This is a genomic window from Streptomyces sp. NPDC002785 (assembly GCF_040295565.1).
GTDB lineage: Bacteria > Actinomycetota > Actinomycetes > Streptomycetales > Streptomycetaceae > Streptomyces.
This window is the reverse complement of the sequence record NZ_JBEOVN010000003.1, coordinates 1-17,771: the sequence shown is the minus strand read 5'-3', so window position 1 is coordinate 17,771 and position 17,771 is coordinate 1. Positions and strand designations below refer to the sequence as shown.

The 17,771-nt window shown below is 69.8% G+C and carries 24 protein-coding genes and 3 pseudogenes; 25 read left to right on the top strand and 2 right to left on the bottom strand.

What is annotated here, in order from left to right:
• Positions 1 to 79 precede the first annotated feature (79 nt).
• From ABTZ94_RS01585 to ABTZ94_RS01495, 19 genes and pseudogenes are all read left to right on the top strand, one after another.
• Positions 80 to 1,357, top strand: a complete 1,278-nt coding sequence (locus ABTZ94_RS01585) for a hypothetical protein (RefSeq protein WP_351196381.1) — start codon at positions 80 to 82, stop codon at positions 1,355 to 1,357.
• Positions 1,358 to 1,362: 5 nt separating this feature from the next.
• A complete protein-coding gene (locus ABTZ94_RS01580) occupies positions 1,363 to 2,622 on the top strand; it encodes an MFS transporter (protein WP_351196379.1) in 1,260 nt (419 codons plus the stop codon).
• A gap of 70 nt (positions 2,623 to 2,692) precedes the next feature.
• A complete protein-coding gene (locus tag ABTZ94_RS01575; RefSeq protein ID WP_351196377.1) occupies positions 2,693 to 3,925 on the top strand; it encodes an ATP-grasp domain-containing protein in 1,233 nt (410 codons plus the stop codon).
• A 128-nt stretch (positions 3,926 to 4,053) separates the two neighbouring features.
• Entirely contained in the window at positions 4,054 to 4,725 is a 672-nt protein-coding gene (locus ABTZ94_RS01570) for a hypothetical protein (RefSeq protein WP_351196375.1), read from the top strand.
• Positions 4,726 to 4,833: 108 nt separating this feature from the next.
• A pseudogene (locus ABTZ94_RS01565) lies at positions 4,834 to 6,622 on the top strand (type IV secretory system conjugative DNA transfer family protein).
• Positions 6,619 to 6,849 carry a hypothetical protein gene (locus ABTZ94_RS01560; RefSeq protein WP_351196373.1) on the top strand — a complete coding sequence of 77 codons (231 nt, stop codon included), beginning with the start codon at positions 6,619 to 6,621 and terminating at the stop codon, positions 6,847 to 6,849. The pseudogene ABTZ94_RS01565 and the gene ABTZ94_RS01560 overlap by 4 nt, the downstream one beginning before the upstream one ends.
• The gene (locus ABTZ94_RS01555) at positions 6,846 to 8,015 is read left to right on the top strand and encodes a DnaB-like helicase N-terminal domain-containing protein (RefSeq protein ID WP_351196371.1); all 1,170 of its coding nucleotides are present in this window, start codon (positions 6,846 to 6,848) and stop codon (positions 8,013 to 8,015) included. Before ABTZ94_RS01560 ends, ABTZ94_RS01555 begins: the two co-directional genes overlap by 4 nt.
• Before the next feature lie 45 nt (positions 8,016 to 8,060).
• Positions 8,061 to 8,642 (top strand): hypothetical protein, encoded by a 582-nt coding sequence (locus tag ABTZ94_RS01550; protein ID WP_351196369.1) that lies wholly within the window; start codon positions 8,061 to 8,063, stop codon positions 8,640 to 8,642.
• A 1-nt stretch (position 8,643) separates the two neighbouring features.
• A pseudogene (locus ABTZ94_RS01545) lies at positions 8,644 to 8,826 on the top strand (DNA cytosine methyltransferase); the annotation flags it as partial.
• A 115-nt stretch (positions 8,827 to 8,941) separates the two neighbouring features.
• Positions 8,942 to 9,205, top strand: a pseudogene (locus ABTZ94_RS01540) (DNA cytosine methyltransferase); the annotation flags it as partial.
• A gap of 291 nt (positions 9,206 to 9,496) precedes the next feature.
• The gene (locus tag ABTZ94_RS01535) at positions 9,497 to 9,841 is read left to right on the top strand and encodes a hypothetical protein (RefSeq protein ID WP_351196368.1); all 345 of its coding nucleotides are present in this window, start codon (positions 9,497 to 9,499) and stop codon (positions 9,839 to 9,841) included.
• Between the two features lie 93 nt (positions 9,842 to 9,934).
• Positions 9,935 to 10,534 carry a DUF4913 domain-containing protein gene (locus ABTZ94_RS01530; RefSeq protein WP_351196366.1) on the top strand — a complete coding sequence of 200 codons (600 nt, stop codon included), beginning with the start codon at positions 9,935 to 9,937 and terminating at the stop codon, positions 10,532 to 10,534.
• A complete protein-coding gene (locus ABTZ94_RS01525) occupies positions 10,531 to 11,295 on the top strand; it encodes a glycosyl hydrolase (RefSeq protein WP_351196364.1) in 765 nt (254 codons plus the stop codon). The genes ABTZ94_RS01530 and ABTZ94_RS01525 overlap by 4 nt, the downstream gene beginning before the upstream one ends.
• Positions 11,292 to 11,768 carry a hypothetical protein gene (locus tag ABTZ94_RS01520; protein ID WP_351196362.1) on the top strand — a complete coding sequence of 159 codons (477 nt, stop codon included), beginning with the start codon at positions 11,292 to 11,294 and terminating at the stop codon, positions 11,766 to 11,768. Before ABTZ94_RS01525 ends, ABTZ94_RS01520 begins: the two co-directional genes overlap by 4 nt.
• Positions 11,765 to 12,433, top strand: a complete 669-nt coding sequence (locus ABTZ94_RS01515; protein ID WP_351196360.1) for a hypothetical protein — start codon at positions 11,765 to 11,767, stop codon at positions 12,431 to 12,433. Before ABTZ94_RS01520 ends, ABTZ94_RS01515 begins: the two co-directional genes overlap by 4 nt.
• Positions 12,430 to 13,257: a large ATP-binding protein gene (locus ABTZ94_RS01510; RefSeq protein WP_351196358.1), complete on the top strand. Its 828-nt coding sequence runs from the start codon at positions 12,430 to 12,432 to the stop codon at positions 13,255 to 13,257. Before ABTZ94_RS01515 ends, ABTZ94_RS01510 begins: the two co-directional genes overlap by 4 nt.
• Positions 13,258 to 13,280: 23 nt before the next feature.
• On the top strand, positions 13,281 to 13,823 hold the full coding sequence (locus tag ABTZ94_RS01505; RefSeq protein WP_277438820.1) for a hypothetical protein: 543 nt from the start codon (positions 13,281 to 13,283) through the stop codon (positions 13,821 to 13,823).
• A 56-nt stretch (positions 13,824 to 13,879) separates the two neighbouring features.
• Positions 13,880 to 14,725: a winged helix-turn-helix transcriptional regulator gene (locus tag ABTZ94_RS01500; RefSeq protein ID WP_351196355.1), complete on the top strand. Its 846-nt coding sequence runs from the start codon at positions 13,880 to 13,882 to the stop codon at positions 14,723 to 14,725.
• Positions 14,726 to 14,842: 117 nt separating this feature from the next.
• A complete protein-coding gene (locus tag ABTZ94_RS01495; RefSeq protein ID WP_351196353.1) occupies positions 14,843 to 14,989 on the top strand; it encodes a hypothetical protein in 147 nt (48 codons plus the stop codon).
• On the opposite strand, the gene ABTZ94_RS01490 is transcribed toward ABTZ94_RS01495, so the two are convergent.
• Positions 14,982 to 15,248: a hypothetical protein gene (locus ABTZ94_RS01490; protein ID WP_351196351.1), complete on the bottom strand. Its 267-nt coding sequence runs from the start codon at positions 15,246 to 15,248 to the stop codon at positions 14,982 to 14,984. The genes ABTZ94_RS01495 and ABTZ94_RS01490 overlap by 8 nt on opposite strands.
• A gap of 220 nt (positions 15,249 to 15,468) precedes the next feature.
• On the opposite strand from ABTZ94_RS01490, the gene ABTZ94_RS01485 reads away from it, so the two are divergent.
• From ABTZ94_RS01485 to ABTZ94_RS01460, 6 genes are all read left to right on the top strand, one after another.
• On the top strand, positions 15,469 to 15,816 hold the full coding sequence (locus ABTZ94_RS01485; protein WP_351196349.1) for an SPDY domain-containing protein: 348 nt from the start codon (positions 15,469 to 15,471) through the stop codon (positions 15,814 to 15,816).
• A 31-nt stretch (positions 15,817 to 15,847) separates the two neighbouring features.
• Complete coding sequence (locus ABTZ94_RS01480; protein WP_351196347.1) at positions 15,848 to 16,108, top strand: hypothetical protein; 261 nt, start codon at positions 15,848 to 15,850, stop codon at positions 16,106 to 16,108.
• 52 nt (positions 16,109 to 16,160) lie between these two features.
• Positions 16,161 to 16,373 (top strand): hypothetical protein, encoded by a 213-nt coding sequence (locus ABTZ94_RS01475; RefSeq protein ID WP_351196345.1) that lies wholly within the window; start codon positions 16,161 to 16,163, stop codon positions 16,371 to 16,373.
• Positions 16,374 to 16,464: 91 nt separating this feature from the next.
• A complete protein-coding gene (locus tag ABTZ94_RS01470) occupies positions 16,465 to 16,794 on the top strand; it encodes an esterase (RefSeq protein ID WP_351196343.1) in 330 nt (109 codons plus the stop codon).
• 104 nt (positions 16,795 to 16,898) lie between these two features.
• Complete coding sequence (locus ABTZ94_RS01465; RefSeq protein ID WP_266805273.1) at positions 16,899 to 17,150, top strand: MarR family transcriptional regulator; 252 nt, start codon at positions 16,899 to 16,901, stop codon at positions 17,148 to 17,150.
• On the top strand, positions 17,147 to 17,470 hold the full coding sequence (locus tag ABTZ94_RS01460; protein ID WP_351196341.1) for a hypothetical protein: 324 nt from the start codon (positions 17,147 to 17,149) through the stop codon (positions 17,468 to 17,470). The genes ABTZ94_RS01465 and ABTZ94_RS01460 overlap by 4 nt, the downstream gene beginning before the upstream one ends.
• A 112-nt stretch (positions 17,471 to 17,582) precedes the next feature.
• Here ABTZ94_RS01460 and ABTZ94_RS01455 read toward each other — a convergent pair.
• The coding region (locus ABTZ94_RS01455; protein ID WP_351196339.1) for a hypothetical protein at positions 17,583 to 17,771 on the bottom strand (189 nt) is incomplete at its 5' end.

Below are 17,771 nucleotides of genomic sequence, written 5' to 3'. Positions count from 1 at the left end.
ATCGCGAATCCTGCGGATCCTCTCCCTGACAGCCCGGAGACCGGGCTCCTGTTCGCCACTCCCCTTCGAGGTAGCCGCCGTGATCGCCCACCTGCAGCGCGCCAGCAACACCGCTGGCCTGCTCTCGTACCTTTACGGGCCGGGCGAGCGCGGTAGTCACACCAGTCCCCGGCTGATCGCGGGCGACGGCCACGGAGCCCCGATCGACCTGCTCGCCGAAACCGGCTCGCCGCCCTACTTGGCCAGCGCCCTCGACGCTCCCGTGGAACGTCTCGGGGTCCGCGCACCCGAACAGCCGGTATGGATCTGCTCGGTCCGCTCCGACCCTGGCCGACCGGACCTCACCGACTCCCAATGGGCCACGGTCGCCCGCCGCCTCGTGGCCGTTACCGGTGTCGCTCCAGAAGGCGATCCGGATGCCTGCCGGTGGATCGCTATGCGCAACCAGCCTCGGCAGGTGCACGTCGTGGCCACCCTCGCTCGTGAGGACGGCAGCCTCCACAACGGCTACCGAGATGCCTTCCGCCTCCAAACGGAGTGCCGCCGAATCGCCGCCGAGCTGGGTCACCTGCCCACCACGCCAGAACCGATATCTCGAGCCCCGGAGACCAATGTGCCCGCCCCCTCCATCACCATCACCGCCGAGCCCAGCGGCAGCGTCTCGGCGAAGGGCGCCAGCGACGACCTCTCCGCCACGCTCCTCAAGCACGCCGGCTTCCAGCAGATCGAGGACTGGTACGGCCGACGCCATCGCCTGCCCACCACGACCCCGGCCGTCGACCGCGCGGCCATCGCCACCCACGCGGCCGAGATGCTTCGTGCCGCCCGCTACGGAGTCGACCTTGACCCCTCCCTCGACTCCGGCCGCACGGCCACCCCGGCAAACCCGCTCGGGCCCTTCATCGCCGGAGCGGAACTCCTCCGGCTCACCGACCAGATCAGGTCTGCCGAAAACAGTGACGACCTTCGACGGGCAGTCGACCACCTCCTCCACCCCGAACACGGCGCGCTGGAGCGTGTGCGGGAGGCGCTGGAGGCGGCAAGCGAGCAGATCACGGACCTCGACGACCAGGCGTATCAACTCGCCGACCGGTTTGGGTTCGCTGCTGAGTTCGTCAGCTCGGCGCAGTCGGAACTCCACGACTCGGAGGTCGAGTTGCTCGGCGTCGGCCGCACACAGGAGCCGCAGGCCGAGGCACGGAAGCAGTTTCCGAGGCTCCCCGACCCCCGAGCCGCCGCTCTCGCCACTTCGCCCGCAGCGGCTAAGGCCAAGGTCTCCTCGGCCTTCGGTGGTGGGGCATCAGATACCAGCGCGGCTGTGCGCCCGTCACAGGCCCCCGGCCCTCGGGCGCGGTGACCCAGATGATCTCAACCGCTCCCGTCGCCGGGCTGCCGCGCACCTATCTCATGCGGGCCACCGACGCTCTGGCCAGCGCAACGGCCACCTACGCCGTCCCGCTCTTGGTCCTGGTCACCACCGGCTCCACCGCCTTGACCGGCCTTGCGTTCCTCCTCGAATGGGCACCTCGGCTGGCAGCCTTCTCCTTCGCCGGATCGATGGTCGACCGGTGGGGTGCCGGCCGTGTCTTCCGGATGTCCAACCTGGTGCGTACTGCTGTGGTCGCCCTGGCCGGTGCCGTGCTGTTTGTCCTGCCCGGCACCGGGACGATGACAACGAGTGTTGTCCTGACTTTCGGTGCTGTCTCCGGGCTGCTCGCGGAAGTCTCCTTCGTCGCGATGGAGACGCTCGGTGCTGAAGCCAGCCGTCGGTTGGGCAACGAGGCCCACCGGGTACAGGCCGCGCAGACCGGGATCGACCAGTGCGCGATGCTCGTCGGTCCGCTCTTGGGCGGCCTACTGCTTCTCGCCGGCCCGACGTTGCTCCTGACCGCGGTCGCCCTGTTGGCTCTGACCGCTGCCGCGACTGCATCCAGCGTTGGAGGCGTCCCGGGGCACAGCTCAGCGCCCAGCAGTCTCTTGACCGGGTGGGCAACCCTGCGCTGCACCCCAGCCCTCGCGTGGTTGGTCGGCGGCCTGGCCGCCTCCAACTTGGCCACGGGCGTACTGCAGGCCGCCGCCCCGATCACCGTCATCCACCACTTCCACTACTCCACCGTCGCCGTCGGCTCGGTCTGGAGCGCGGCAGCAGTTGCCTCGTTGATTGCCGTGTGGACCAGTCGCCGTGCGATCGACCGCTTCGGTATCTGGCCGGTCGGCGCGGTGACGGCTGCCATTTCAACGGCGGCGTGTCTGGCGACCGCCCTTGCGCCGAGCTTCGCCACGTACACCGTGGCGGTGGCGGCGGTCATGGCTGGCGAAGGCGCGATGACCGTCGTCCTGCGAACCCTGCGGTCCCGCCTCATCCCGGCGCAGGCGTTCGGCTCCACCCTGGCGGTGACGATCATCCTGGTGCTGCTTCCGCTTCCGCTGGCCGGAGTCCTGATCGCGCTCGTGCCCCCTGCTGACATTCCGCACCTGCTCCTGGCGTGCGCCGCTCTCCAGGGCCTGGCGCTGACCGCGTGCTTCGCCGGTCTGCGACGGCACCGCTCCACCTGCGACCTCTCCGAGCCGCAGGTTCCTGCACTCCACAAAGGGCCCGCCCGAGCGCCGGATGCCGTGTGAACGGTCGCTGAGCGCCCCAGTGCACCTTGCCCTTCTTCCTCTTCCCACCACCACCTCACGGAGGCTCCCCATGTCCCGAACCACTCGCCCGCTGCTGATCGTCGTCGGCGGCACGGATCCCGTCTATCGCGGCTACTGCGTCGAGCAGGTCGCCGCCGCATACCCGATCGCGCTGATCGACACCAAGCCGCCGTCCTGGCAGCAGCACCTGGTGGTCGACCACGAGGTCGCCGACACCCACGACCCGGAGGCCGTGGTCGCTGCCGGCCTGGCCCTGGCAGCTCGTCACTCCATCGCCGGAGTCGTCACCTGGGACGAGTACACGCTCGTGCCCACCGCTGAACTCGCCGCCCGTCTCAACGTGCCCGGGAACAGCACTGCGGCGATGACTGCCTGCCGGGACAAGGCGACCAGCCGCCGCCTGTTCGACGAGCACAACGTGCCTTCGGCCACATCCACCCGCGTCGACAACCTGACCGCGGCGGAAACAGCCGCGCTCCGCACCGGCTTCCCGGTCGTCCTCAAGCCTTCCTCCCATGCCGCCAGCATCGGCGTGGTCCGCGTCGATACGCCCGAGGAACTGCCCTCCGCCTGGGAGTTCGCTGCCGCCGGAGCCGGTGAGCAAGGCCCGGAAGGCAGCGGTGTGCTGGTCGAGGAGTACCTGTCCGGCCCGGAGATATCGGTGGAGTGCGTCACTCAGCATGGTGTCACCACCGCGCTAGCCGTGACCCGCAAGGAGGTCGCCTTCCCTCCGTACTTCGAGGAGGTCGGCCACACCGTGAGTGCCGGCGACCCGCTCCTGCCCGAGGTCGCCCCCGTCGCCGTCCAGGCAGTGCGGGCGCTGGGCGTGACGGCTGGCGTCCAACACGTTGAGATGCGCCTCACCGCGTCCGGTCCACGGATCATCGAGGTCAACTCCCGTATCGGCGGCGACCTAATCGGGCAGCTCGTCCGCCTCGCCACCGGCCTCGACCTGCCCCGGATCGCGGCCGATATCGCCTGCGGACAGATTCCCGATCTGACGCCCACGGCGCACAGCACTGCTGCGATAAAGATCGTCTATCCCCCGGCCACCGGCACCCTCTCCGCACGCGACCTGGCGATCCGCCCTGGTCCGGAGTCCCCGTGGCTGCATCAGGTGACATGGCTCCGCGACGTCGGAGAGCGGGTCGTACTGCCGCCGGCGGGCAACCTCGACACCAGCCGGGTCGGCTTCCTCATCGTCACCGCAGACAGCGCCGAAGCGGCCCAGGGCTCTCTCTCGTCTCTCGCCGACGCCCTGACTCTGTCGGTGGCCCCGTGAACCTTCCCACTGCCCTCGGACGCCACAGATCCGAAACGCAGACCTGTGACCGTCCATCCGGGTGGGGAGCACGTCGGTCTCGTGCCCCCACCCAGCCCGGTAGTCCAGCACATGATCGAGGAGCAACCGTGCCCGAGCTCTACCCGAGCATCGGCGAGGCCGTCGGTGCCGCGATGCAGCACAACATCCGGCTCGCCCATGGCAGCGAGACGTCGGGTTCCGACAAGCCGCTGCAGGTCCGCCACCTGCCCCATCCTTCCTCCGACCCGTACTCCGTTCCCGGGATGATCGCCCGGCTCACCGAGACAGCAGAGCCCAACGAGGTCGCCGGAATCGTCGAGGAGATCAACGGTGCGCTGGTCGGCGCTCTCCCGCAGCTGACCGAACTCGTCGCCGCCGCCGACTGGACCCGCGTCCGCCTGACGTTCGACGACCCGAACCACAACCCCGCCTTCGAGACCTGGACGCGGCTGGCCGCCGCCCACGGCTTGCTCCTGGACGTCCAAGAGCAATTGGAGGTCGCCGAGGACGGGATCGCCGCGTGCCCTGCCGAACTCACCGACCCCAGGCACCACGAGATGGTCAATGTCCTGCGAACCAGGGAGCTGCTCAGCGATGTCCTTGGTGCTGGTCCGGTCGCTCCGGTCCCGCCGACCGCCGATGGCACTGCGGAAACGAATCGGCAGCGCGCTGCCCGTACCTCCTCACCGAAGGCTGCCACCCAGCGCACGACGTCACCGGTCGGCTCCGCAGACGCTGCGCCAAGCACTCCGCCGCCCCGAGCCCCTCGCACTCGATAGCCCCGGCCGTCGACTCCCTTCCTGAACAGGAGCCTCCTCGATGATCAGCAGAAGAGCGCCGCGTGCCCCGCCCTCATCAGTCGCCTGCGCTCACTTCCAGGACTCACCATGCCCGCACCGCGTACCAGCGCGCCCTCGACCACCACCGGGTCGGACGCGCTCCTCTACCTCCTCTTCGGCATACTCGGCATCGCGCTAGCCTTCGGTTCGCTGGCCTGGCTGAGCGGTTCTCTCACCAACTCCTTTTTGGGAGCGGGGACTTGGCCTCCGTTCAGGGCCACTGACGCACTGCTTCATCCCGAGGTGCTGTGGCCGCACCTGAGCCCCACCGCCCTGCTGGTCGGCGCGCGGATCATCCCCGGCCTGCTGTCGGTCTGCCTCACCGTCCTCGGCCTGGTGCTGTGGATGCGCCTGCGCGGTGGCACGAAGAACGGCCTTGCCCGGAAGGCCGACCTTGCCCCGCTGCTGGACAAGGAGATCACCGCCAAGGCCAGGAGCCTGCGGCCGTCCTTGAGCGGCCGGGAGTGTAAAAGAGGTCGCCCCTGCCGACCGCGGAATCCTTCTCGGCGCCCTTTCCCCGGGCCGGGCCCCTGTCCGCGCGTCCTGGGAGGACGTGATCGTCGCAATCATGGCTCCGCGCTCTGGAAAGACATCCGGGCTCGCGATCCCCGCGATTCTCGCGGCACCCGGCCCAGTCCTGCTCACCAGTAACAAAGCCGCGAACGACGCCTTCACCGCGACGGTGGACGCTCGGGCCGAGGTCGGTGCGATCTGGACGCTCGACCCGCAGCAGATCGCCCACCACCCGCGCGAGATGTGGTGGGACATCCTGGCCGACGCTCGCGACCTGGCCGGGGCGAAGCGTTTGGCCGGGCACTTCGTCGCCGCCAGCGTGGACGATTCGAACGGCTCCGACTTCTGGTCCACCGCCGCGAGCAACACGCTCGGCGCGCTGTTCCTCGCTGCCGCCAGCCACCGCCGCCCGATCACCGACGTCCTTGCCTGGCTCGCCTCCCCCGCCGACCGGACCCCGGTCGACCTGCTCACCGATGCCGGCCACGACGCGGTCGCGGCCCAGCTCCAGGGGACCGTCTCCGGTGCGACGGAAACGCGCGACGGAATCTTCGAGACGGCGCGGCAGTACGCGAGCTGCCTGCTCGACCCGGACGTCGCAGCGTGGGTAACCCCCGCCAAGGATCTCCCTGAGTTCAAGCCCTTCGCGTTCGCCACGTCCCGCGACACCTTGTACCTGTTGAGCAAGGACGGCGGCGGCAGCGCGAGCGCGATCATCGCAGCAGCGGCTGACGCCGTGATGCGCGCGGCCGTGGTCGTCGCCGAGCGCTCAGGCGGACGGCTGGACCCGCCCGCGCTGTGCGTCCTCGACGAGGCCGCGAACGTGTGCAAGATCTCGGATCTCCCGGACTTGTACAGCCACTTGGGCAGCCGGGGTGTCATCCCGATGACGATCTTGCAGTCCTACCGGCAGGGTCAGCGGTGCTGGGGCGAGGCCGGCATGGACGCGCTCTGGTCTGCGGCCACCGTCAAGATCATCGGAAGTGGCATCGACGACGCGGACTTCGCCGACCGGCTCAGCAGGCAGGTCGGCGACCACGACGTCCAGACCACCTCGGTGTCGACCAGCGACGGCGGCAAATCCACCTCGATCAGTATGCGCACCGAGCGGATCCTGCCGCCCGACGCGATCCGCGCTCTGCCCAAGGGCAAGGCTCTGCTCCTGGCCACAGGTATCCGGGTTGCCATGCTTGACCTCCGGCCCTGGTACAAGGAGCCGTCCGCCAAGGTGGTCGGCCCTGCTTCGGCCCGTGCGACGAAGGCGATCACCGAACGGGCCCTCGCGAAGGCCAACGCCCGTGACGACTTCGGGTTGTCGGCATGAGCGCGCCCACGCCGCGTCCGGGGCGGCTCGTACGTTCGCCGGTCGTTCTGCGCGACGGGCAGTGGTGGTTGGTCAGCGGCGCCGGTTCGATACTCGCCTCCGATCCCACGTTCACCCGCACTCTGGACTGCCTCGCGCAGGCGATGGCCGCTGCGGACCAAGCGGTCGCCGATCTCCGTGCCCGGGAGGGCGAGCCTCCTGCTTCTGACGCAGGGGGCCAGCGATGAACCCGCTGCTGGGCGCGGAGCAGGCGGTGCTCGGTTCCGTGCTCCTCGACCCGGGCCAGCTCTCGCACCTTGACTGGCTCGCGCCGGATCACTTCTACCGGCCGGTCCACCAGGCGCTGTTCGCCGCGTTGCGCAAGCTCCGGGACGACGGTCACCCCGCGTTGGCCGAAGAGTCCGTACCGCTGTCATGGGTGACCGATGCGGTCGCCGAGGCCAGCACCCACGTACGGGGGCTGACCGCGGTGTACGCCCACACCCTGATCTCGGCCTGCCCGCGTCCCGCGCACGCTCCGGTGTACGGCCGCATGGTGCTGGAGGGCGCGATCCATCGCAGCATCACGGAACACGCGATCCGTCTGCACCAGGCGGCCCGCGCCGACGCCCTGCAGGGCGAAGTCGAGGGAGCCCTGCACTACGCGGACGTCCTTACCGGCGTGCTCAGCGATCTCGCTCAGCGCTGGGGTACCGAACCACGCCCGGTCGCACCGATTGCTCCGCCGGCCACCGTCCCGGCCGTGCCACCGCCGGTTCGGGCCGACCAGGTCGCCGAGAACGAGCGGTTCCTTCTGGCCGTCCTCGCTGAGCAGCCGAAGGCCATGGACGAGGTTGTCGGCTGGCTGCGGCCTAGCGACTTTGCCGACCCCGCCCACGGGCAGCTTTACCGCTGCCTGGGCGCGCTGCACCACCGGGGTGAGCCCATCGATCGGGTCACCTTGCTCTGGGAGGCCCAGCGGCGTGGGCTTCTGGCCGACGGGACGCTGTCCGGCGATCAGCTCGCCGCCATCTGCGATGGCGTGGGTCCAGGCAGCGCCGAATGGCTCGGCGAGTTGGTGATGCGCTCGTCGGTCACCCGCACGGCGGCGGCCTCTGCGCGGACCATCCGGGCCTTGGCGGAGAACGAGGCTCTGACCCCCGGGCGGCTCATCAATCACGCGTTGCACGCGCTCGGTCCCCTCGATGAAGTGCGCTCCCGCTGGCAGGCGGTGAACGGCCGCCCCGCACCGACGCCGACGGCCCCGACTCGCTCGGCGACCGGGCCGCCCCCTGCACAGGTGCACGCGGCACTCGCCCGCAGCGCACCGCGCCCAGCCTCGCCATCCTCGGCACGGCCGGGGTCTGCCCCCAGCCTGGCCGCCCTGCGACCGCCATCTCGCGGGCACGGCTGACCCTCCCTCCCCTTACGTCGCTTGTCCCTCCCTTTGGAATTCACCATGAAGAACACCCCGGTCTCCGACGCCCTGGCCCTGCGCGCCACGGCGTCAGCATTCGATGCCCAGCGCGGCAAGCTCCCGGCCCCCGGAGACCCTCACCGCTCGCCGAACAGCGTCGCCGTCGCCCGGCAGATCTCCAAACTCGGCGCGTTGATCAACGGTTTGGGCGACGAGGTCCTCTTCCGCGCCGTCGACCAAGACCAGGAGTTCCGCAGTGCGCGGGTCATCACCGGCTTCGCCGCCGCCGTTGGCCCCGCTGGCGAAGCGGCATCCGCGCTCGGGGCAGTAGCCCATCAGCTTGCGTTCCTGAACCAGACCGAGCACCTTCGCGACCAGCCCGATGCCCGGGACGCGCGGGAGGCTGCGGTGCGGGTTACGGAGGACGCGCTCGGTGTGGCGGACACAGCCCTACGCGAAGCCGCCGATTCCCTTCACGCCGCGTCAGCGACGGTCTCGCCCCCGTCGGTTCGGCTGCAGGCAGCCCGTAGCCGGTCCGCGACCGCGGGACTCGCATCCGCTTCGCCTTCGCCTGCCGGCCCGGGAGCACCAGCTCCTGCGGACCAGATCACTCGGGGCCGGTGACATGCAGACCGCTATCGCGCTCCCTCCGCTGATCGGCTCGCTCTGCTCGGGGTACGGCGGGCTGGACCTCGATGTCCAGTCCGCGCTCGGCGGCACGCTGGCCTGGCACGCGGAGGTCGATCCGAACGCCTCGCGCATCCTGGCCCGCCACTGGCCCGGTGTCCCGAACCTGGGCGATATCACGACCGTCGGCTGGTCCGCCGTGCCCCGGGTGTGCGTCCTGACGGCGGGCTTCCCCTGTCAAAGACGTCTCGGTCGCCGGCCGTCGGGCCGGACTCAACGCCCAGACCCGCTCCGGGCTGTGGCTGCACGTCGCCCGTGCGGTCGAAGCCCTCCGACCTTGCCTGGTTGTGATCGAGAATGTGCGCGGCCTCCTCACCTCACCCGCCGGTTCCCCTGGCGACGTGGAATTCTGCCCGTGGTGTCTGGGAGACACCCCAGGTCAGCCTCCTCTGCGGGCACTCGGTGCCGTACTCGGATCCCTGGCCGACCTCCGGTACGACGCGAAGTGGCTCGTGCTTCGCGCCTCCGACATCGGAGCCCCGCACCGTCGCGAGCGCACGTTCCTCGTCGCCTGGCCCGCCGAACACCCTGTTCAAGACGCCGACCAGCAACATCGCGAAGAACGGCGGCTCGCAACACCCTTCCAAGAGGAAGAGCGGCGGACACGGCCCGAACCTGGCCGACGAGGTGGAGTGGCTCCTGCCTACTCCGAAGGCGTCGGACGGAATCAAGGGCTCGCCCAACCAGCGCCACGGCAACGGGGACATGACCCTGCCGAGCGCGGCGGCGTCCCTGCTGCCCACACCGCGGGCCAGCGACACGGGCACGCCGGGACGCCGACCGGGCAAGGGATGGCGTCCTCCCCTGTCAGCAGTGGTTCTGCCGCTCTGGACGGAATCGGCTCCGGAAACCGGGGGGCCGACCAGCGATGGGGGGCGTACGCAGCCGCCATCGCCCGATGGGAGATGCTCACCCGCCCCGCGCCACCGCCCACCGATGCGGCCGGACGTCTTCGTGCCGACTTCGTGGAGTGGATGCAGGGCCTGGAGCCCGGCTGGGTCACCGCCACCCCGGGGCTCGGACGACCGGCTCAACTCACCGCGCTCGGCAACGGCGTCGTGCCGCAACAGGCCACCCGAGCAGTGCAGTTGCTGGCCCCGCCCTTCCCGCGCTGCCCTCGCTGCGCGACGGCGTAACACCCCACTACCGGGTTTTCCCGGCCGGACCAAATCGCGGTTCCTCCGGATCCTCTTCCTCATGTCGCCGTCTCACAGATGGAGCACGCCCCCATGTCCGACACCAGCACGACCGCCCCCGACCCGGAGCCGTTCCGCGTCCCCGACGGGGACCTCGACGACCTCGCCAGCACCCTCGCCAAGACGATGGCCGAGGTCAGGCAGCACGGCGTCATCCTCGACCGCCTGGGCTCCGAGCCTGCTCCCGCTTCCGCCGAGCTTCCGCCGCCTGACGGCGTTCCGGCCGCCCCGGCCGCCTCCACGCAGGTGGATGGCCCCACTTCGGTCTTCATCCTCGCCCTGGGCGGTGAGGCGTACGCGATCGAGATCGCCGCGCTCAGCGACTGGGTGAACTACCTATTGCTACCGGTGTACGGCCGGGAGATCAGCACCAGCCGCCCGTGGTGCGAGCAGTGGCACGAACACCCCGAGGCCGTCGCCCGTCTCCACGCCCTCTGGCTCGCGTGGCAGCAGCTCACCGATGCCGAGGCCGGCCTGTCCGGTCCTTCGACGTGGCACCGCGACCACCTGGACCAGGCGCTGGCCCATCTGCGCGCTCCCGATGGCCCCTTCGCCGCGTGCACGACGAGCGCGACCCGGCCCAACCATCGCGTGCTGGCCACCCCCGCACCGCAGTTGGGGCTGGCAGCATGAGCAACGAACTCGACTTCCGCCTGGAGGACTTCGAGCCCGCTGACGCGGATTCGGAGTACGCGGAGCATCGGTTCTGGGGCAGCGACTTCACCGTCATGGCCGAGCATCACACCACGCCCCACGGCTCCCACAGCTTTGTCGTCGCCCACGACAGCTCGGTCACCTGGGGTGTACCGGGGGAACCCCAGATCGCTGCCATCAAGGTCGCACGGGATCTCAGCCTGAACACCTTCACCTTCGAGTCGACGTATCACTCCTCGGTGTCCTTCGCTCAGAACTGGCTGATCGGGCAGGGCTGCCCGCCCGAGCAGATCTCCCAGATCAGCGACGGCTTCACGCAACCAGCCGATGACCTGTCGACCCGTATCGAGCAGCAGATCCGCTCCTCGGGAAGCCGGTACGAGGTGTTGGACAGCGACACCACTGACTACGGCCCGGCCGAGAACTGGACGATGGTCCAGGACTCTGCCGCAACCCAGGCCCCGATCCGGGTCTTCCTGGAAGAGGCGGACCTCGAAGCAGGCACCTACACGGTGCGCGAAGGCGCCTTCGCCGACGAGGAAGCCGCCCAACACTGGCTAGAAACCCGCGACAGCCCACTGCCGCAGCCAGCGGAATACCGCAGCGACGCCGCCCTCCGGACCCGTGCTGCCCTCACCCGGTCGGCCGGTGCCTCCGCGCTACCGAAGGCCGGCCCCGATGCCCAGAGTGCGCCGTCGGTAGCAACGGCACAGCGACCGAGCCCCGGGCGGTCGATGTGAGCCGCGCCCGCTTCGCCTTCGCCGCGCACCCCGACGCCATCGCAGACCTCCGGGAACTTCCCAACGAAATGCGCGACTTGGCTCTGCTGGAGCTGCAGAACCTGGTTCACGGCAGCGACGACTGCCTACCGCTGAAAGGTCGCCTCGCGGGCTTCCACAAGGTCTACGTCGACCCGTCCGTCTCCTACCGGATGGTCATCCAGTTCCGCCCGGCCCCTCCGACCTCACACCACAAGCGCGAGATCTATCTCGTCGCCGCCGGGAGCAGGAAGGACTACGCGGTCTACCGCGCTGCGCACCTGCGCACCGGCCCCCACCAGGACACCGAGACAGCCTCTGCCTCCGAGGCGCGCGTGCAGGCCGCTCGCTCTCGCTCTCCCCACGCGGTCGACCAGCCGACCGCGGTCCCGGCAACTCCTCCCGCAGCAGTACAACCCGCTGCTGCCGCTTCTCGAAAGGTTCCCCAGCGATGACCGCCGACCGCACCCCCCTGGCCCGCACCGAGCTGGCTGGCCTACTCACCGAGGTTGCGCACAGCGTCTCCGGCATCCTCACTGCTGAGTACCCGACGGCCGCTAGCCGCTCCTACCTGCACCCCGTGCTCGGTGCACTGTCCGCCGGGCCCCAGGTCGTCTGCGAGCTGAGCGACCGGCTCGAAGGCTTCGTGGCCGACGATCCGCTCCCCACCACGCCAGCAGGTCTGTTCACCCTCGCCTCCTACGCCTCGGCGCTGGGATGGCTCACCGAGTCGCTCGCCGAGCTGACCTCCTCGGTCGACCGCATCTGCACGCGCGTCGGCATCCCCACGGAGCCACCGGACCTGACCTTCGCCGCAGCGGCCAGCGTGGAGCAGAACAGCGAGTTCGACTTCGCCTTCAGCGCACTGGAGTTGGCCGCGATCCGTACTGCGGCCGAGGCCGCCGGCCTCGCGCCGGTCGACTACGTCGAGGTGCTCTCCGAGTCCCTGCTCGCAGCTTCCCGGATCACCGACGCCTGCATGGAGATCTCCAGCGGCCTTCTCGAAGACGCCGCGTACGTCCTCGGCGAGGCGACCGACCACGTCTGGATCGGCGACGGACCCGAGAGCCTGCCCACCCTGGTCCGCTCCCTGCTCGCGCGGATGGAGGCGACGGAGTGAACGCGCAGAACGCCACTGCGCGGCCCGGCGCGGACCTCGTTGCCGAGCTGCTCGGCGTCGAGGACTTCTGGATGCTGAACATCACGTATCGACCAGGAGAGCCGCTGTACGGTGCCGCGACACGCGTTATCGGGGCTGCACACGAACTCAACGAACTACACGGTCGAGTTGCCCGTGCGGCTCAGGCTGCCATTGAGGTTCTCGGACCCGTCAGTCGAGGCGAGTCCAACGGTTCGGCTCGCTCGTACGTACCACTGCGGTCTGCGGTCCAGCAGATCGGACAGCTCGTCCTGCGGCAGAACGAGGCTTACGAGCAGCTCAACGAGTCCATCTTCGCGTACCGCCAACTTCTGTCCGAGTCGAACGGCTCCCAGGTCACGCAGGTGAAGACCCGTGAACCGGACAATGATCACAGTGCCGGCCGGGACGATGACTGGACCGTCTCGGGCGACCTCCGCCTCCGGGCCCTCGAAGCCGTCGAGGCCAGCGAACTGCGAGTCCGCCAGAGCGCGATCTACGGCTACATCTACCTCTCTGACGGAACGGGCCAGCGCCCCAACCCGGAGGTCTGGCCCGAAACCGCCCAGCGGCTGGTCGCCGACGGGCTACTGGCCCAGGACACCAGCGAGGGGCTGTACCGGCCTGGACAGCTCCTCTCACTCACACCGCAGGGCGAGACGGCGCTTCGCGACCTCCGTACGGCCGCACCACGCGTGTCCGCCGCTCTCAGCCGCAGCGACGCTGCAGCGATCTCCGGCTCCGACGTCGGCCCGTCGCCCGCACCTGCGACAAGCCCGACCGCCAAGCCGCTCCGTTCCCGCTGATATCCATTGAAAGGACTCCCCTCATGTCCGCCGCGATCTACACCCGCCGCCTGGTCGAGCACCGGTACGGCCGCCCGCTGGAGAAGCTGCAGCGCGGCAACGCCTCCGCCCGTTCCGACGACCCCGTCCTGCCCATTCTGCTGCGACGGCTCGACGGACTCACTCAGACCGGCGCCGCTGCCCAGTCAGCTCGCCGTCACCTCGAAGCAGCCTGGAGGGGGCACCGCGCCGGTGGACCCGACCGCGACGATCTGGTGCTGCTGTACGCGACCGAAGTCGTCGACCTCGAACGCCAGGAACAGAGCGAGGCGGAAGCGGTCTGGGATCTGCTGGATGTTCGCCTCCTCCTGGACCGCGCTTCCGCTCGGCGGCCGTCAGCTCATCGAGTCGCCCCTGCTCCGGACGATCAGGATCTGCTGGACATCGCCCGCGAGGTCGCTGCCGGCCTGCACCGCCTCAACCGCGAGGCACTGCGGCGGGGCCTGCGTGAGCGCGGCGTCCCCGTCAGCAACCGCCGCCTCGGCGTTGTGCTCCAGAGGCTCCGAACCGAGAGCACCTCCCGCTGAGCGCTCGGTCGCGTCGAGAATCCTCAACCCCCCTTTGTTGCAATGGAGTTCGCCCCATGCCCGCCACCTCTCCGTCCTCCGCTACCTCGATCGGCTCGGTCGATGCACGGCGTGTCGAGGACGCGTTTTCCCTGATAGCACCGAAGTGGACCACCTGGTCGGCGCAGACCCTGGCGCAGCAGAGCAGCCCCATGCGTGTGCGTGATGTCGCCGCCAGGCTTCCCTTCGTCAGCGAGCAGCTCGTCGGCAAGCGGCTGGCCCAGATGCACGCCGACGGACTGGTCACCCGAGTCGGCGACCGCCACGGGGCTCCGTATCAGCTCAGCGCCTTCGGCGAATCCCTGTCTCGGGTGCACGACACGCTTGCCGACTGGTTCCAGGCCAACCTCTCGCTAGGCGGCCGGGTAGCCGGTGCCGAACGCATCGAGGACGCCGTGCGGCGTCTGCACCTGCGGGATTCGACCGCCGTGATCCAGGCCCTCGACACGGGCGGCCCCATGCGGTTCGTCCACATCGCCGAGGAGGCCGACCTGGACAACGGCTGGACTCGGCAACGACTCAACCGGCTTCAGGTAGACGGCTTGGTCGCCCGTACCGGGCCCCGCCACGGCGACCCGTACGTCCTGACCGACGCCGGGCGGGCGCTCGGCCCCGTATACGCAGCCGTCGAGCACTGGAGTGACCCCGTCGCCACGCGGCATCGCTCGGCACCGCCGCCCCCTGTTGCGGCGGCCACCCGCACCCACACCGGCGTGCCGCTAGCGTCGGACAACATCCGCACTGCAGCGGCCCTGCGCCGGAGCGCCGCCGCGCCGAGCGCCCTGTTCAGCCACGCGCCGCAGCCGCAACCGCGGGTGCCCGCAGTCGTCACCGCCCAGTCGACGCCCTCTCGGGGCCGGTGATCCGGGTGGCGCTGAGAGCCAGTTACGTCTCCGCATCGCCACGGCGCCCGCGTGCAGTCAAGCAGCACTTTCCGCTGCGCACGCGGGCGCGTTCCCCTTAGCCCCGGAGCCTCGACCATGAACACCCACCAGCCTTATGACCAGTACCGCTACCAAGAGGTACTCGTCAGCCCCATGTACCTCGCCGGTTCCAACGGGACCGGAGAGGCTGGCTTCGCCCCCGTCGGTGGCCGCGCTGGGGCCGCACCGCTGATCGTCAGCTGAGGTCCTCGTCGCGGTGGGCGTCCCAGATTCGGGAGCCCACCGCGCGGGCCAGTTCGTCCAACGTCAACGCGACGCGGCGTCCATCCGCGATCCGACCCTCCGCCGTGGCGTCCTCGTCTCGCCGTCCGTCGGGCTGGACACCGACAGCCCACTGGCCGTCAGCGACCATCGCGATGTCGCCCACCGTCCACGGCCGCCCGGCAGCGCGGATCTTGCGTTCCAGCCCGGCCCCGTCCCAGTGTCTGCTCGGCTCCGCCATCCCTTCTCCCCCTTCGATCCTGTGCGGCCCGACGCCGCAACCCAGTTACGACAACCGCGTTCACCGATCCATTCCCGGCGCCAGCGTCGCCCGGCCCACGGCCGCCAGTTCGCCCACGGCAGACGCCGCTCTCCGGGAAAGGACTACGTACTTCGGGACACTGCATGTCAACGTACGGGTGTTAGGAAAAACCGCAGGTCAACGAAGGGATCGTCCAACCATGAACACCTCCCCCGCTCTCCTTCCCGCCGTCGGCCGCCCGGCCGTGGAAGACCGTCCGTGGCTCTCCTCCGACCACTGCGCAGGCCCGGTGCTCGACCTCCTCGACGCCCTCGGCTGGGCGATCGTGGACACCCCGGAAGCCAACGTCCACGCGACGAGCCCGGACGGCCGGGTCTACGTCGGCTGGCTCCCCGAGGACCCCGCCGCCTGGCAGCGCGACATCGTCTGGCAGGTCCGAGTGCAGCCCATCGAAGGCCGCCCGTGGATTCAGGAGTTCGGCCTCTACACCCCCTCCGAGGCCGTTGCCGGATTCCTCGCCGCGCTCATCGCCAGCCCCACCCGCTGACCGCTACCGACTCCCGACTCGGAGAAGCCCCGTGGCACACCGCGCCCCGCTCACCAACCACCACGCCGACGGCACTCTCTGCCCGGCGGACCACAAGCACACCGGCTCCGGCAAGCCGCTCCACCCCGACTGTCCTGGCCGCGCGTACACGCAAGCCATCTGCTCCTGCGGCGGCTGGGACATGAAGCAGTCCGGCAAGGGCTACGTCAACGAGAGCCGGAAGCGGCACCTCGCCAGCCACTCCCAGGGGCCGAAGGTCCTTCGCGACCTGCTGCGTCTCGACGTGCCCTGACCCTCACGCGCCAACCCCGCACTACCAGTCCGCACCGCTCTCGGAGGATCCCGTGCCCCATTACCTGACCGTCGGCCACCTGCTCCGCCAGCTCCAGGACCTTGACCCCAGCCTGCCGATTCGTCTTGCCATCAACCCGGACTTCCCCTTCACCCACTATCTCGGGGCAGAGGTCATCGTTCGGGACGGCAAGGCGTTCATCGCCGACGACGGCCAAGAGGACTACCTCCCGACGGCGGTCACCGACGCCCTTGCCTGGGCCTGACCCGTTCCACCGAAAAGACCCGGAGGCTCTTATCTCGTCGCGACCTCGCCCTTCGCACGTCCTTCCCTTGCACGGCCTGGCCGTACGTCCGATGCCGAGAACCATGCGCGGCGCGCTGGTCCGGAGCGTCTCCGCACTGCCCGACGGTCCGCTCGACGTCACCTGGCTCACCCTCGATACCCCACGCCTTCCCCTGGGCCGCATCCGCCTTCACTGGGAGCCCGCCCCCCTCGCAGGCTGGGACGTCACCGCCCACCTGGGCCTGGCCACCACCGAGGTGCATCTCGCCTCGTGGCCCGCTGCCCCGGACGACTGGCCACGCCTGGTCCGCCCGACCCTGCACGAGGTGCTTGGCCTCTGCGCCGCCCTCGCGGTCGCGACCGCCGCCCTCGACCTCTCGAACCGCCTCGCCCAGGTCTGACCGAACCGCAGAAGGCCGCCCCGTGCCAATCAGGCAGGGGCGGCCTTGCCGTACGCCCAGCCGCGTGTTGCGTACGCTCATCACCGACGAACGAGGAGGACACGATGGCCGACGACCAGGAACTCTGGGGGTACCCCGAGGTCGCCGCTCACCTGGGCATCAGCGTCGGGGCTACCCGTAATCGCAAGAGCCGAGGAAGCCTGCCCGCTCCCGACGACACCACCGTGCCGGACCGGCCCCGCTGGCGGCCCGCCACGTTGCAGAGCTGGACGCCGGTCGGCCGGGGGTTTCGCAGCGATCTCCATGGCGACTCGGCCTCTGATGCTCCTCCGGCGTCCGCCGGAGGAGCATCGTGAACAGACTCGTTGTCGCGTCCGCCTTGGTCGCTTCCGCTGGAGCGGTCGCCGCAATCGCCGCCGCTGTTCAGCACAACTACGGCGTCTGCAGCATCGCCTTGTTCGCCGTGGCGGCCGGTGCCTTCGGCGTCTACCTGCTCCGCCGGTCTCAGGACGCCGCGAACGACCGCACCGTCCTCCACCGGCTACGAGTTCGGCCCCAGCTCCCCGTCGACGCCCTGGCGAACGAACTTGGGCTTAACCGCGCCGCAGTCCAGCTCAGCATTCACCGTCTGGCCCGTTCCGGCGAGCTGCCCCCGCCCGCCGATTCCGCTGAATGACGGATAGGTTCGCCCCTAGTCTCAAGGCATGACCGACTCACCTATGCCCGCCCCACCGTTCCCTTCGCCTGACAATGCTGCGCTCCGGGTGGTCGTCGGCAACGCTCTCGCATCAGTCCGCAACGGCGAAGCCTCCGTGGAGGACGCGATCCTCCACGCCGCCGTCCACGGCTGGTAGGAGGGTCACATCCAGGGCGAGGACGAGTGCCCCGGCTGCGACTTCCGAGGAGGACTGTCGAAGAACGGGAACCGCGGCTGACCATCGCGCAACGCCGAGGAGCGCCACCGACGTATCGGTGGC